Genomic DNA, 14,908 nt, shown 5'->3' on the forward strand with positions numbered 1-14,908 from the left:
GCAATAAGATGGAAAAAACATTTGCGTCTTAGCGACTTTGCAATAAACTATTTGTGAATCTTCGTGTCTTTGTGCCTTAGTAGTAGACTTTTTTGTCATTACCATTGACATTGATTACATTTGCGCAAATTATTTAAAAAATGAAGAATCTAGTTGAAGAATTAAAATGGCGCGGGTTATACCATGATAGTATGCCTGGAACGGAAGAACAATTGCTAAAAGAAGCAACCACTGCCTATATCGGTTTTGATCCAACTGCAGATTCACTGCACATCGGAAGTATGGTTCAGATTATTTTGTTGGTTCACCTAAAGAATTTTGGTCACAGACCAATCGCTTTAGTAGGTGGAGCAACAGGAATGATTGGAGATCCTTCTGGTAAATCTGATGAAAGAAACTTGCTTGACGAAGAGGCTTTGGCTAAAAACGTAGCCGGAATCAAAAGCGTTTTGTCTCGTTTCTTAGATTTTAATTCAACCGAAGCAAATGCACCTGTAATGGTGAATAACTACGATTGGATGAAAGAATTTTCTTTTATCGATTTTGCACGTGAAGTTGGAAAAAGAATTACCGTAAACTATATGATGGCTAAAGATTCTGTAAAAAAGAGATTTAGCGGAGAAGGTGAGGGAATGTCTTTTACAGAATTTACATATCAATTAATTCAGGGTTACGATTTCTATCATTTATATAAAAACAACAATTGTATTCTGCAAATGGGTGGTTCTGACCAATGGGGTAACATTACTACTGGTACAGAATTAGTACGCAGAATGGGAGGCGAGAATGCTAAAGCTTACGCCTTAACAACGCCTTTGATTACAAAAGCAGACGGATCTAAATTCGGAAAATCTGAAGGGGGAAACGTTTGGCTAGATGCTGATAAAACTTCTGTATACAAATTCTACCAATTTTGGGTAAACACAACAGATGCAGATGCTGAGAAATACATTAAAATCTTTACTTTCTTAGATAAAGATACTATTGATGCTTTAATTGAAGAGCATAAAACAGCTCCGCATTTAAGAGTTTTACAAAAGAAATTAGCAGAAGAAATTACTGTTTTTGTTCACAATAGAGAAGAATTAGAGAAAGCAATTCAGGCTTCAAACATTTTGTTTGGAAATTCTACTGCAGAAGATTTGAAAAAATTGGATGAAGCAACCTTTTTAGAAGTTTTTGACGGAGTCCCTCAAGCTGAAATCGCAAAAGCGGATTTAGAAAACGGATTGGATATTATTACTGTTTTAAACGAAAAAACAGGTTTCTTTAAATCGAATGGAGAGGCGAGAAGAGCTTTAACAGCAAACTCGATTTCTGTAAACAGAGAAAAAATAAAAGAAGATTTTGTTTTAACTGCAAATGATTTAATTAATAATCAATTCGTTTTATTACAAAGCGGAAAGAAAAACTATTTTGTGATTAGAGTTGTATAATTTCGAAAACAAAATATTTTAATTTGAAATAAAAAAGGCATCCTAAAAAAGGATGCCTTTCTTTTTATAATAGTAAAGTTTAGTTTTTTAGAACTTTTCTAGTCACACCATTTGATTTGATGATGTAAATTCCAGTTTTTAATGAGTCAAGAGATTTATCCTCTTCTTCTTTAGAATTAACTTCTTTAGTCAATACTTTTTGGCCATCAAAATTGAAAACATTGATAGAGTATGGTTGAGTAACTTCTTCAGTATCTGAACTTGATTGTGCTGTTCTTGCAAAAGGACTAACGAAAGTTACAGGTATAGGTGTTATATTGTTGTTTTCATTTGATTCTGTATTTGTTTTAGAATCGTCAACTGAAATAAGAATGTTTCGATTTCCGGTAACTGTTAATCCTCCAAAATCAGAAGAGAAAATTGATCTAGATACAGAAATTGAAGCGCCAGGGTTTATTGCACCTATTGAGATTGCGCCAGATGTAGATTTTATATCAGCAGAATCAAGAACACCGTCTGAAGATAAATAAAACTGAAGGGTAGAAGGAGTTGAGGCAACACTTCCCGTGTTTTTAATCGTTATTGATTGTAAATTGATAATTCCAGATTGATTGTTTATTGTGTGTCTTTTGCTTCCCAAATCACTTAAAGCGGCACTGCAATCAAAACAGTTGCTAAAAATAATCGTGTTAGTTGGATCAACAGCTAAATCTGGTTTTCCTGTTGGTGTTGTTGTCTGGTTAATAATGAATGACGATGTAGACGAAACTATGTTGTTTCCAGTATTTGTCTCTTCACTATTAACTAATTGCATAATTGCATAGTAAATACCACCGCTAATATTTGCAGGAATAGTTATCGATGGTGTTCCGTATTTAATTTCATTAGGATTTAGCGGGTCTAAAGTGATATCCGTGATTAATACATCATCAGCACTTAGAGTTGCATTGCCTTTAGAAAAGTAAATTAAGCAGTGAGACGGTGAAAATGCTCTACCGCCAATGTTTTTAAGAGAATAAACTGCTGTAAAAGTAGTTCCAGGAGTCATTGTTGCAGTTCCGCAATCTACAGCGTTAGCTTGTAAATCTGGTTTAGGACAATTTAATGTTGCAGGTGAAAAAATGGTATTGCTGTTTGTTGGGTCTATTTGATATTCGCTGTCACCAGCTTCGATACTTGCTCCTGTAATCAAATAGTAATTTACGCCTTTTCCGAAGTCCATAAAATAAACTTCACCTATATTTAAAGGTTTTTGGGTTTTTACATTTACTCTTTCTCGAGTAGTGTTAGCAGTCAAATTTGCGCAATAGTTGCTTTGAGCTTGTTCTAGGGTTGATCCTAATAAAACAGGTCTAATGTATTTCCAAGATAATGCATTGCACAAGTCTGGAATCAGTTCAAAAGAGGCTGGTTCGTCTATATCACTTCCTTTGTCAAGTGAATAATCAACGGCATATAAAACTTTATAGTAATGAGATCCTGATGTTGATCCTTGTATTAAATCGGATTTATAGATTTTACCAACTTCTAGTTTATAGTTTTGTCTTAAATTAAAATCTCTAGTTGGTCCAGGCGAAGTGTTTTGAGTGCATTCAGTTGAAATCGCTATTTCAACATTAGAGCCTAAATCCTGTAATGTATGAAATTTGTAGGTTTGTGACCAACTTACAATACGAGTGAATACAAGTAGTAATAAAGTAATTTTTTTCATAAGAATTATATTTAAAATTTGAAATAAAAATATATTTTAAATATGAAAACAGTATTTTTCTTATATTAACAATGGGTTAATAAATTCTGTATATTCCTACGAAAAGGTGTTTGGATTCTACTACGTGAAAAATCTTTTTTATAAGACCATCAAATTACAGCCACGAATATCAGAATTATCAAAACGTCCCAATACCTCAAAAGAGTTATTCGAATATTTTTTGCCTAAATCCTGCGTAGCTATAAAAGAACACGAATTGATATTCGCTAAATCAATAACATTTATTCCGCCAGTTTTTCCATCATTCACGTAAGTAAGAGCATCTTCAGGATCACGAACTAAAATATGCATCCAAGAAGGACATTCAAAAACACCTTCGCCAAGAGAATACGCCTGGGCTAAAAGTTCGGTCATTCCGTATTCTGAATGAATAGAAGAAACGCCAAAACCTTTGCATAAAATGTCGTGCAATTCTTCACGAATCATTTCTTTGCGTTTTCCTTTCATTCCTCCAGTTTCCATAATAATGGTATTTTGAAGATTGAATTGATGTTTTTCGATTAAATCTAACAAAGCATACGTGACCCCAATTAAGATTACATTTTGCCCTGCTTCGTCCAATTCAAGAAGTTTTTTGATTAGGTCTTCATGGTTGTGCAAATAAAACCCGCTTTCAGGCTGATTAGAGAGTTTTATCAGATCTTCAACCATATAAATTAACGAAGAGCCTTCTCGTTCTAAATAAGACGGCAAAAGGGCTAAAACAACGTAATCCTCTATATTGCCGTAAAATTGAGAGAATCCTTTGCGGTAACTTTCCTCATATAGGGAAATATCGGTCACTAAATGTTTGCTGGTAATCATTCCGGTTGTACCACTGCTGGTAAAAGTTACTTGTGCAGGATCTGTATTAGAAACCACATTGTGACTTTTGAAAAACTGAATGGGTAAAAAAGGAATTTGCTGCAGTGATTTTACCTGCTGTGGGTTGATTTTTAAAAAATCACAAAAATCGCGATAGACTTTATTGTTCTCATGCTGAAAACGAAACACTTTTAGTGCTATTTTTTCAAATTGTTTCTGACTTGAAATGGTAAAGATATCGTTGGCTGTGATCAAAACTTTTTTTTTGCAAAGATACTTTTTTTTAGTTTTCGGTCTCAGTTTTCAGTCTCAGTTTCGGTGAGGATTTTTACTAAAAGGTATAATTGAAAGAAGTGTTTAGTCACGGTTTTCGGTCGCATTGTTAGACAAAGTTTATAAACTGAAAACTGAGACTGCGACTGTAAACCGAAAAAAGCTCCAAAGGAGCTTTTTTTATCTTATAATGAGTTTTCGTGTTGCCGATGCGTTCTGTTCGCTTATTTTGATGATATAAACACCAGGAGGCAGTTCTGAAACACTTAATTCTTTTGATACTAAATGCGCCTGCAATACTTTTTTGCCCAAAAGATCGAACACAATAATTTCTTTCTCTAAATCGTTTTTAGATGATATGTACACTTTTCCGTTTGTCACTGGGTTAGGATACAAGCTGAGACCCTCAATAGAAGTAGATTCTTGAGGTTTTGGTAATTGCTTACTATCTTGCGCCGCGACGCTAAGAGTAAAGAAAAATGCCAATAAGAAAGTAATATAAAAGTAGTTTTTTGCCATCGCATGTATTTGATTACCGTAAATATACACAAAAAAAATTACAAAAATGACGCCAAAAAAAAACATCCTAAATATTTAGGATGTTTTTAACATTATGGACTCTAGGTGATTAGGAAAAAGTGTGATTTTACGCTCTCTAAGAATCCTAAAATAAAAAAAGCGGTCTGAAATATTTCAGACCGCTTTTCTATTTTTAGAATCTAACTTTTATTATTTAGTCCAGTTAGCCCAAGTTGGTAACTCAGCTCCGTTACCAGCTCCAAGGTTTCCTGTAGTTGTTCCAGCTAATTTAGGACCCGTAAAATCAGTTACAGAAGCTCCAAAAGTATAGTTTGTGATAGTAAAGTTACCAGCAGCAAGATTTGCAGTTACACCTGCGTCTGCAGATAATTTAGCAAGAGCAGCAGGCATTCCGTCAGCAACATATACGTTAGTGTAAGTTTGTTTTCCACCACCTTCTTTGTAATTGATTGCTTTTTCGTCAGCTAAGAAAGTAGCCCCACCTTTAACGATAGAGATGTTGTTGATTTTAGCGTTTGTCATTGGAGTAGCTCCACTTGGATCTTTAGCGTTAGTAGACCCTTCAACACCAGCTTTAGAAACACCTTTAATGTATACGTTTGTAGCAGTACCTTGCCACCCGTCAGCAAAATCTAATGAATCATCATAAGAGTTAATGATTGTTAAGTTAGAAGCATTTACAGCTCCTCCAAAGAACTCAATTCCGTCATCACCACTTTCGAAAGCGTAAATATCAGATACTATAGTTCCAGAACCTACTCCGAAGAAAGAAATTCCATTGTATTCTTTTTCAGCAGTATATTTAGAACCTGTGTAAGAAATTTTTAAGAAGTTAATGTTTCCAGAAGAATCTGCATTGTCATTTCCTCCGTAGCTTAAACCACCTACTTCAGAAGTACCATTATCTCCAGTATTTACTTTACCATTACCAGCAATGATCAATCCACCCCAGTCACTTTGAGCAGGAGATGCTTTTCCAGAAGTCATAACAACTGGTTTAGCAGCAGTCCCATTGATGTTAATTTTAGCGTTTCTTTCTACAGCGATATATAAAGAAGTTGCTTCAGCAGTAGGAGAACTTTTGATTACTGTTCCAGCAGGAATTACTAAAGTAGCTCCACCTTTAACCACTAAGCCTCCAGTTAAAGTATAAGTTTGAGTAGGATCTAAAGTTACTGTACCGTCTTTAATTTCTCCTTTTAAATCGTCAACTTTTAAAACAAAAGAACTATTGTTAGTGTTTTTGTTATTATCATCAGAACTACAGCTTGTCAAAGTAAGTCCTAATATTGCAGCCATTGCAAATAAACTTTTTTTCATTTTGTTGTGTTTTATTGTTTTATTTATTCAAGGCAAAGTAAACGAACATATGTTTTTGCTGAGTTAAGATGATATTAACAATCCATTAAGTATACTGGGGTAAAAATGCATTGTCTTAATATAAAATTTACATTTCAATTTTGGATAAAAAAAAAAGCGATTGGTTATCCAATCGCTTCTTGTAATTTATTGAATATCTTTTTTTTAGAAAGTATAGTTTAAAGTAAGTCTAAGATCTGAACCTGCTTTGTAAGAAGTTACGGTGATGTCTCCTACAGACTCTTTTCCAGGTACTTCTCCCTGCTCTTGTACACGCTTAAAAGTTGGGTTTAAGATGTTATTGTAAATAAGACCAATTTTTAAGTTTTTAGTTAAGCTAGAGTTTACAATAAAGTCGAGTTTGTTTACGGCTTTATCAACCATGTTTCCAACTCTTGAAGTTCCAATTACAGCTAACTTATCTGAGAAATAAGAGTAAGATACTGTTGCTGAAAGATCTGTGTTTTCTGAAAACTCATTTAAGAATGATAAGTTCGCATTGGCAAGGAAATTAGAAGCTCCTGTTAATTTACTTGACGTAAAAGTAAAGTTAGCTCCAAAATCATTTTCATTGTTTACTTTGTCATTGCTCAGATCTTGTTTAGTGTATAAATATGATCCGTTTGCGTCAAAAGAAAGTTTTGTTTTTAAGTTGTCTCTTTTTTCAATTTCAAAAAGATCTTTTCTATATTCAACTTCAACCCCAGCTACAGTTCCTTTGTCTCCTGTATTTGCATAAGAAATATCATTTGAAGAAGAGTTCAAGAACATTTCGTTGATTGGGTTTTGAATGATTTTACCAAAAGCAGTTACCGAAATTAACTCACTTGCTTTAGGGAAAAATTCCCATCCTAAATCGAAGTTGTAATTTGTTGAAGCATATAATCTTGGATTTCCTTCGTATGCTTGTGCAACATCTTCGTAAATAATTGGCACTTTTTCTTTAAATTGAGGAAGAGTATAAGTCTTACTTGCAGAGAATTTTAAATTCTGTCTTTCATTCAAAGTATATTTTGAAATTAAGCTAGGTAAAATATTGAATTTAGAATCGTCAGAGTTTCCTCCAGATGGAACTGTTGTTGTGATATAGAAAACATTTTGATTTAATTGCTCTAATCTTGCTCCTAGTATTACGCTTAATCTTTCAGTTAAAGAATATTGAACATTAGCAAATGCAGCATTAATATCTAAATTTCCATTATATGTTTGGTGAATTCTGTTTGAGTAAGAAGACCCCCAATGTGCAGGATCTAAATAATTATCTACATGGTGAATGTCTTCTTTAGGGAAAGAGATCGAAGTTCTGTTTGGGAAAAATGAAAATTGCTGCATATCATAATCTACATCTTTGAATTTTCCTGAGTAACCAACTGTTACTTTTCCTTTATAAGTATCATCACTTCCTTTTTTGAAGTTATAAGAAAGAGCAATATTTGCAGCGATTTCATTTTCTTTCAAGTCGTGAAAAAATCTATGGTTATTAATGTTTGAATTCGTAAAAAACGTGTAATCAATAGCATTAGGCGCGTACACGAAAGAGTTCTGCATACGATCTGGAATTGCGCTATCAGAAATACTATATCCAACTCCCCAGTTTAAATTCCACTGATCGTTAAATTTGCTTTTTCCTGTTAATTGGTTTACCACCAATTGAGTTCTTTCAAAAGTTCCACGTTTGATAAAACCGCTAATTTGCTGTTGAGCATCTCCACCACCGTCAAAGTTAATATTAGTTCCTTCATACTCGCTATAGTCTTGCTCACTAGAGTTTAAGAATAAAGACGTAAAGAAGATCGAATGGTTTTTGTTGATTTTGTAATCAGCAGTACCCATAACTGTTGTTGTAGTGTTATGTTTGTAAGCTGTTCTGATAAAGTCAGAATAAATATCTCCGTCAGAAGTAATACCTCCTCGGCTGTAACCTTGAGTAAATTTGTTTTTTGCACTGAAAGATCCAGTAACAAAAGCACCAATTGAACTTTCGTCGTTTATTTGAAATCTTTTTCCTCCAGATAAAGTGTAAAAAGCATTTAATACATTTTTACTTTCTTGTCTGTCCCAGCTTGTTGAATAGCTGTATGGCAATAGTGGAGAATCCGGAACTCCTACTTTCTTAAATCCTGCATAAGTAGGTCCGTCTTGAAGGTAAAAATGATCTTGTCCTAAAACATTTGTATTTGCACCAGTACCAATTGAAACGTTAATGAATGGTTTTCCGCTGAATTTCTTTGCACTAATGTCAATATTAGCTCCTCCAAAGTCAGCATAGTTTTGAGATTCAAAAGTTTTACTAATTCCGATATTATCTACAATGTTTGTAGAGAAAATTTCTAAAAGAATGTTTTTGTTTGCTGGGTTATTTGATGGTAACGGAAGACCATTTAAAGTAGTTACATTATAACGGTCACCTAATCCTCTAACGAATACGTTTCCAGAATCATCTTGTTTAGAAACACCGCTTACTTTTGCAACAGCGTTAGCAACGTCATTAACTCCTTTTCTTGCAATTTCTTCAGCACCAATAGCAGCTTTAAATTGAACTGCATTTTTTTGATCTAATAATAATGCCGATTCTTTTTGTTTGTTTCCTGCAGAAGATTTTACAACTACATCTTTAAGTGTATAACTTCCAGACGAAAGGCCTTGATTAACTGTTACGGTTTCATTTGCTTTTACAGCAACTGGAGCTTCAACAGATTCATATCCTAAAAAACTAAAGATTAAAGTATAATTTCCAGGATTTACGCTTAACGAATATTTTCCGTCTACGTCGGTATTTACGCTAATATTTGTACCTTTAACTAAAACATTAGCAAATGGCAGAGCTGCGTTGTTCATATCCTTGTCAGTCAGAACTCCAGAAATCGTACCTTTGTTTTGCGCGATCGAAATCGTACAGATAAATAATGCAATAAAGAGAAATCTTAAATTGAATTTCATTTTTTTCAGTGTTGTGTTTGTGTCTTATTATTTTTGTGCAAAGAAAGAACCGCTCTGTGAAGTCCATGTTACCGACTTGTTATGTTTTTGTGTTGTTAAGATTATCAAATTGTTACGAGATTAAATTACGGTTAACACCATTTTTTAAAGGTTCTTTTGTTAGTATATTTACCCTGTGAAATAAGAAATATCGAATGTTTAATGAAGAAGTTTCGATATAAAAATCTCAATTTTTGCTATTTATGAAAAAAACACAAACTAAGATTTTATTAGTTGACGATGAACCAGATATCTTAGAAATCGTTGGCTATAACCTTGCTCAGGAAGGCTATCAGATTGTTACAGCTTCTAATGGAAAAGATGCTATAGCAAAAGCGCAGAAAGAGCTGCCAGAACTAATCATTATGGACGTGATGATGGCAGAAATGGACGGAATGGAGGCTTGCGAGCATATTAGAAAAATTCCAGAGTTAAATAATGTTATCATAACATTCCTTACAGCAAGAAGCGAAGATTATTCTCAAGTAGCTGGTTTTGATGCCGGTGCAGATGACTATATTACTAAACCAATAAAACCAAAATTACTGGTCTCTAAAGTAAAGGCGCTGTTAAGAAGGTTAAAAGAACAGGAAGTTGTTACGGATACTTTAAATGTAGGCGGAATCGAAATTAATCGTGAGGAATACAAAATCATAAAAGGCAATGTAGAAATTGCTTTGCCAAGAAAAGAATTCGAATTGTTCTATCTATTAGCTTCAAAACCAGGGAAAGTTTTTAAAAGAGATGAAATCTTGGATAAAGTTTGGGGAAATGAAGTTGTAGTTGGAGGAAGAACAATTGATGTTCACATCAGAAAACTGCGAGAAAAAATAGGCGAAGATCTTTTTAAAACTATAAAAGGTGTAGGCTATAAATTTGAAGTTTAATTTCTCTATAGAAAATGAACTATATAAGTGATATAAGTTCATTTAAAATTATAGTTTACTTTAAAATAAAAAAGCTCATTTTTGTCAAAGCCTGACTTTGATAAAGATGGGCTTTTCAAAATTATTATTTATTCCCAAAAAAAGTTATTTTTAAATGAACTTGTATCACTTACATGGTGAAGAAAAATATTCCTTTAATGGTTAATTGTTTTAATATCAATGAAAATTAATTTTAAGAAAACATATAAATTCGCCATAAAATCGGCATTGTATATCAGTCTCTTTACAACAGCATTTGTGCTGATGTTGATGTCGTTATTTTATAAGAATCAATTAAAACATCAAGTTGCGTTTGGAATAATCTTCATTATCGTAATTTATATTTTCTCATTTTTGGTTTTGCAGTATCGCGTAGAACGATTTATTTACAGAAGAGTAAAGAAAATCTATGATGAGGTTTCGTTGTTAGAATCAACAACCTTAATCAATCAGCCTATTAATACCGATATGGAAACTCTTTCGCGCGAAGTGAAAAAGTTCGCGACCGATAAAAAACTCGAAATCGAAATGCTTGAAATTCGTGAGCAATATAGAAGAGAGTTCTTAGGAAACGTTTCACACGAATTGAAAACACCTTTATTTACTGTTCAAGGTTACGTTTCTACTTTGCTTGATGGCGCAATGGACGATAAAAATATTAGAAAAAAATATTTAAAACGCGCCGAAAAAGGAGTAGAGCGTCTTATCTATATCGTAGAAGATTTGGATATGATTACTAAATTAGAATCAGGCGATTTGGATTTGAATATGACTGATTTTGATATTGTCGAATTAATTCAAAATGTTTTCGAGTTGCTCGAAATGAAAGCAGACAAAAAGAAAATAAAACTTGCTTTTGAAAGTAAAAATGTGCAGTCAGTAATGATTAGAGGAGATAAGGATAGAATTCAGCAAGTGTTGGAAAATCTGATTGTCAATTCAATTAAATACGGAAAGGAAGGCGGATTGACTGAAGTTGGCGTCGTAAACTTAACTAAGAAAAAAGTTTTAATCCGCATTAGCGATAACGGCGAAGGTGTTGAAAAACAAAACATTCCCAGACTTTTTGAACGTTTTTACCGAGTGGATAAAAGCGGAACTAGATCTGAAGGCGGTTCTGGTTTAGGATTAGCGATTGTAAAGCATATTATTGAAGCACATAAAGAGAAAGTTTATGTAGAAAGTGAGTTCGGAATTGGCTCTGAATTCTCTTTTACGCTCGAAAAAGCAAATAAAACATCAAAAACTGACGTTAAAAAATCGTAACGTCAGTTTTGCTAAAAGCCCTAAAACAAAGGTGTTTAACACTAAATAAACATTCCGATTTAGGCCATAACATTAAATTTTTATTATAGTAACATCTGGTTAATGATTTCTTAACATAGGTGCTCCATCTTTGCATCCTGAAATTAAGGGAATTACAGAACTAATGATAAAAAGAAAACTATTGGCAGTTTTATTACTGCTAACTTGTGCAGCCAATGCGCAAGAAACAAACAAACAAGAATTGAATAAACAGGATGTAAAAAACGAAGTAATGCGTATTTTAGATTCTATAAACAAAGCAAAACTTCCGGAAACAAAATCTGGAGGTGGAGTTGAGGAACATTGGTATGATAGAATCTCTTTAAGAGGTTATGCGCAAATCAGATATAACGGTTTGTTTTCTACAAATGATAAAGTTTCCTGTGAGCAATGTGATAGATCTTGGGGAACAACATCGACGGCTCCAGATGCAAAAGCAAACAACGGGCTTTTTATTCGCCGTGCCCGTTTAGTGTTTTCTGGACAAGTGCATCCAAATGTATTTTTCTATTTTCAACCCGATTTTGCGAGTTCGCCGAGTACAGGAATTCAGAACTTTGTTCAAATTCGTGACCTGTATTTTGATCTTTCTTTTGATAAGAAAAAAGAATATCGGGTACGTGTCGGGCAGAGTAAAATTCCATACGGATTTGAAAATATGCAGTCAAGTTCACAGCGTTTAACTTTAGACCGTGCTGATGCCATCAACTCTTCAATTTTAAATGAGCGTGATTTAGGAATATTCTTTTATTGGGCGCCGGCCGAAATCAGAAAACGTTTTGAAATGTTAGTTAAAGATGGCTACAAAGGTTCTGGAGACTTCGGGGTTTTTGCTTTAGGAGTTTACAATGGTCAGATTGCAAATAAGTTAGATGGAAACAGAGACTTAAATGTTGTGTCTAGAATAACATATCCTTTTGTTATCGGAAGCCAAATTATAGAACCTGGAATTCAGGCTTATACTGGTAAATGGGCATTCACGGGAGAAGTTTCGCCAGGAGTGGTTGTCAATGATCCGCAATACGTAAAAGATCAGCGAGTTGGAGCGACTTTCGTTTTATATCCACGACCATTCGGAATCCAGACGGAATACAATATCGGAACTGGACCTCGATACAATCCAGCAACCAATAGAATTGACCAAACCGATTTGAACGGAGGTTACGTTTTATTAAACTATAAATGGGATCTTAAAAAGCAGCATATTTATCCTTTTGCTAAATTCCAATATTATGACGGAGGAAAAAAATACGAAAAAGATGCTAGAAGTTATGTGGTTAGAGATTACGAATTTGGTGTAGAATGGCAGCCGATTAAAGCATTTGAACTTACAGCAGAATACGTAGTAGCCGACCGAACTTTTGAAGATAGTGTCTTGCCTGTAAACAGACAGCAAGGAAATGTTCTAAGATTGCAAGTGCAGTTTAATTTCTAAAATCAGTACGCGGATTAAACGGATTTGCTATCACAAAGACGCTGATAAAAACTGATTTATTTTATAAAAATGAAAAACCTCCAATTTTAATTGGAGGTTTTTTTATGTGAAAAGCAATTTGTAAAATCCGTTTAATCCGCGTGCAATCAAGCAATTTTGTCTTCAAAAACTTTAAATAAAGAATCCCAATCAATATTATTTTCAAATTGAGACAATCCTTTAAACGATTTTACTTTTGATAAATCTTCAATGGTAAAATCGTCTTGCATCGCATATGGTACAAGATTTTCTTCCTGAAGTTTTATCGCCAGATATTCCTGCTCATATTGTCCGGGTGTCGGAATAAAGAAGGCTTTTTTGCCCAGCTTTGCCAAATCCATTACCGTTGTATAACCCGAACGGCACAATACAAATTCACTTTCATTAAAAGTCTGTTCGAGCTGTTTGGAGTTCATGAAATTATAATAAGTAACATTTCCAGCTTGCCACTTTTCCTGTGATTTTTCTACTTTTCCTTGTACAAAAACCACTTTTCCAGGATATTTTGCCGCTTCTTTCTGCAGTTTTTCATCCAAAAAAGTACGCTGAGGTTCTGGGCCAGACAATATAATCATTAGATCATATATTTTTGGAGTTTCCTTTTTTTTCATGCGGCTCAGCGGACCGATGTATTTTAAATTCAGCTCATTATTTTTTAAATGACCCAAATCTCCCGTTAGGTTTATTTTTTCGTTGGTGTCAGGAACCCAGCATTCATTGTATTTTTTAATAAAATGCTGATGACATTTACTGGTAAACCAAGTCGTATTTCCTGTCATAACATTTAATTGGTGCGTAATAAAAACCGAAGGCACTTTTTTACTGATGACTCCCAATCTGTTGTCTGAGATAATACCGTCAATGCCATGTTTTTTGATCCAATGATTCACCATTTTTTTCTCATCCAAAATAGCAGTAATCATTTTCGGAAGATTTTTAATCAGCTTCCATTTAAAGTTTTTGCCATTTTTAGCATATTCAATATGATAAGAAGGCAGTTCTAAAGTTTGTATATAAGGAAATTCTTTTCGTAATAAAGCCAGAGCAACTCCATCAGAAGCAATAATCGGAATATAATTATTCTCTTGTAGCGCCTTGATAATAGGTATGCATCGGGTAGCATGTCCAAGTCCCCAATTTAGTGGAGCCACCAAAATAGTTTTATTCGCAGAATAATCTATACTCATTTTTAACAGTTTTAAAAACGAAGATAGAAAAATATGTTTTTTATGTTATTTCGGAGGTATTACTAAATTATTAACTTAAGGTGTTAAGTTTCTGAGTTGCTAAGCTTCTAAGTTCAAACATTTTCTGTTTAGAAAACAAGAAAGCCGAACTATAGGTTCGGCTTAATCTGTTAATCTTAGAAGCTTAGCAACTTAGAGTCTCAGCATCTTAGAAACTTAATCTTGAATATACGTTTTATTACCATTTTTGTTAATGTAGTATTTACCGCCTCTTGGACCTGTATATACTTTTTTGCCATTGTACTCGCCAGTTACTTTGTCTGGGACAGCAGGAGCTTTTTCGTTAGTTTCTTTTAAAGTTTTTGTGGCCGATTTTTTGGCAGCTGTGGCGTCTTTTTTAGCAGCGTCAGCTTTTGCGGTCGTTTTCTTGGCATCGGCTTTGGTTTTGTCAGCAGAGCTTTTTGCTTTGTCAGCGGTACTTTTTGCTTTATCAGATTCTACAGTTGCTTTTTTGGCATCAGCTTTAGCTTTTGCAGCTTCTTTGTCGGCAGTCTTTTTTGCTGCGTCAGCAGATTCTTTTTTGGCTTTTGTCGAAGCAGCTTTTGCGTCATCTGCTGCTTTTGTAGATTTTGCTGCTTCCTTTTTTGCGTCGGCCGAAGCTTTGTCTGCACTTGCTTTCGCTTTTTTTGCTGAAGCTTCTGTTTTACTTTTCGTAGTTTTTGCAGTTGTTTCCTGAGCATAAAAATTAGAAGAGAAAACAACCATCAAACAGAACAATACTAATTTTTTCATAAGGTTAAAAGTTTAAATTTCAATTAAAATTAAACAATTTATTGTCATCTTTTTCGCAACAC

At 33.9% G+C, this 14,908-nt stretch carries 11 protein-coding genes; 4 read left to right on the forward strand and 7 right to left on the reverse strand.

Annotated elements, in window-relative coordinates; all coding sequences use genetic code 11:
* The first annotated feature begins 140 nt into the window (after nucleotides 1-140).
* Nucleotides 141-1,436 carry a tyrosine--tRNA ligase gene (gene tyrS / locus BB050_RS09705; RefSeq protein WP_066033433.1) on the forward strand — a complete coding sequence of 432 codons (1,296 nt, stop codon included), beginning with the start codon at nucleotides 141-143 and terminating at the stop codon, nucleotides 1,434-1,436.
* A 79-nt stretch (nucleotides 1,437-1,515) separates the two neighbouring features.
* Here the strand turns inward: tyrS and BB050_RS09710 are convergent, their stop codons facing one another.
* The 5 genes from BB050_RS09710 to BB050_RS09730 form a co-directional block, all read right to left on the reverse strand.
* Entirely contained in the window at nucleotides 1,516-3,147 is a 1,632-nt protein-coding gene (locus BB050_RS09710) for a CARDB domain-containing protein (RefSeq protein WP_066033434.1), read from the reverse strand.
* Nucleotides 3,148-3,285: 138 nt separating this feature from the next.
* Complete coding sequence (locus BB050_RS09715; RefSeq protein ID WP_066033435.1) at nucleotides 3,286-4,266, reverse strand: LuxE/PaaK family acyltransferase; 981 nt, start codon at nucleotides 4,264-4,266, stop codon at nucleotides 3,286-3,288.
* Nucleotides 4,267-4,464: 198 nt separating this feature from the next.
* The gene (locus tag BB050_RS09720) at nucleotides 4,465-4,803 is read right to left on the reverse strand and encodes a T9SS type A sorting domain-containing protein (RefSeq protein ID WP_008465102.1); all 339 of its coding nucleotides are present in this window, start codon (nucleotides 4,801-4,803) and stop codon (nucleotides 4,465-4,467) included.
* 210 nt (nucleotides 4,804-5,013) lie between these two features.
* Nucleotides 5,014-6,144: a hypothetical protein gene (locus BB050_RS09725; RefSeq protein ID WP_008465101.1), complete on the reverse strand. Its 1,131-nt coding sequence runs from the start codon at nucleotides 6,142-6,144 to the stop codon at nucleotides 5,014-5,016.
* Nucleotides 6,145-6,348: 204 nt separating this feature from the next.
* Nucleotides 6,349-9,123: a TonB-dependent receptor gene (locus BB050_RS09730; RefSeq protein WP_066033436.1), complete on the reverse strand. Its 2,775-nt coding sequence runs from the start codon at nucleotides 9,121-9,123 to the stop codon at nucleotides 6,349-6,351.
* Between the two features lie 242 nt (nucleotides 9,124-9,365).
* On the opposite strand from BB050_RS09730, the gene BB050_RS09735 reads away from it, so the two are divergent.
* From BB050_RS09735 to BB050_RS09745, 3 genes are all read left to right on the forward strand, one after another.
* On the forward strand, nucleotides 9,366-10,049 hold the full coding sequence (locus tag BB050_RS09735) for a response regulator transcription factor (protein ID WP_008465097.1): 684 nt from the start codon (nucleotides 9,366-9,368) through the stop codon (nucleotides 10,047-10,049).
* Between the two features lie 219 nt (nucleotides 10,050-10,268).
* Nucleotides 10,269-11,354 (forward strand): sensor histidine kinase, encoded by a 1,086-nt coding sequence (locus BB050_RS09740; protein WP_066033437.1) that lies wholly within the window; start codon nucleotides 10,269-10,271, stop codon nucleotides 11,352-11,354.
* Between the two features lie 163 nt (nucleotides 11,355-11,517).
* Nucleotides 11,518-12,828 (forward strand): porin, encoded by a 1,311-nt coding sequence (locus BB050_RS09745; protein ID WP_066033438.1) that lies wholly within the window; start codon nucleotides 11,518-11,520, stop codon nucleotides 12,826-12,828.
* Nucleotides 12,829-12,974: 146 nt separating this feature from the next.
* Here the strand turns inward: BB050_RS09745 and BB050_RS09750 are convergent, their stop codons facing one another.
* Nucleotides 12,975-14,054, reverse strand: a complete 1,080-nt coding sequence (locus BB050_RS09750; protein WP_008465092.1) for a glycosyltransferase — start codon at nucleotides 14,052-14,054, stop codon at nucleotides 12,975-12,977.
* Nucleotides 14,055-14,270: 216 nt separating this feature from the next.
* The gene (locus BB050_RS09755; RefSeq protein ID WP_066033439.1) at nucleotides 14,271-14,846 is read right to left on the reverse strand and encodes a hypothetical protein; all 576 of its coding nucleotides are present in this window, start codon (nucleotides 14,844-14,846) and stop codon (nucleotides 14,271-14,273) included.
* Between the last annotated feature and the right edge of the window lie 62 nt (nucleotides 14,847-14,908).

Source organism: Flavobacterium anhuiense (assembly GCF_001705175.1).
Lineage (GTDB): Bacteria > Bacteroidota > Bacteroidia > Flavobacteriales > Flavobacteriaceae > Flavobacterium > Flavobacterium anhuiense.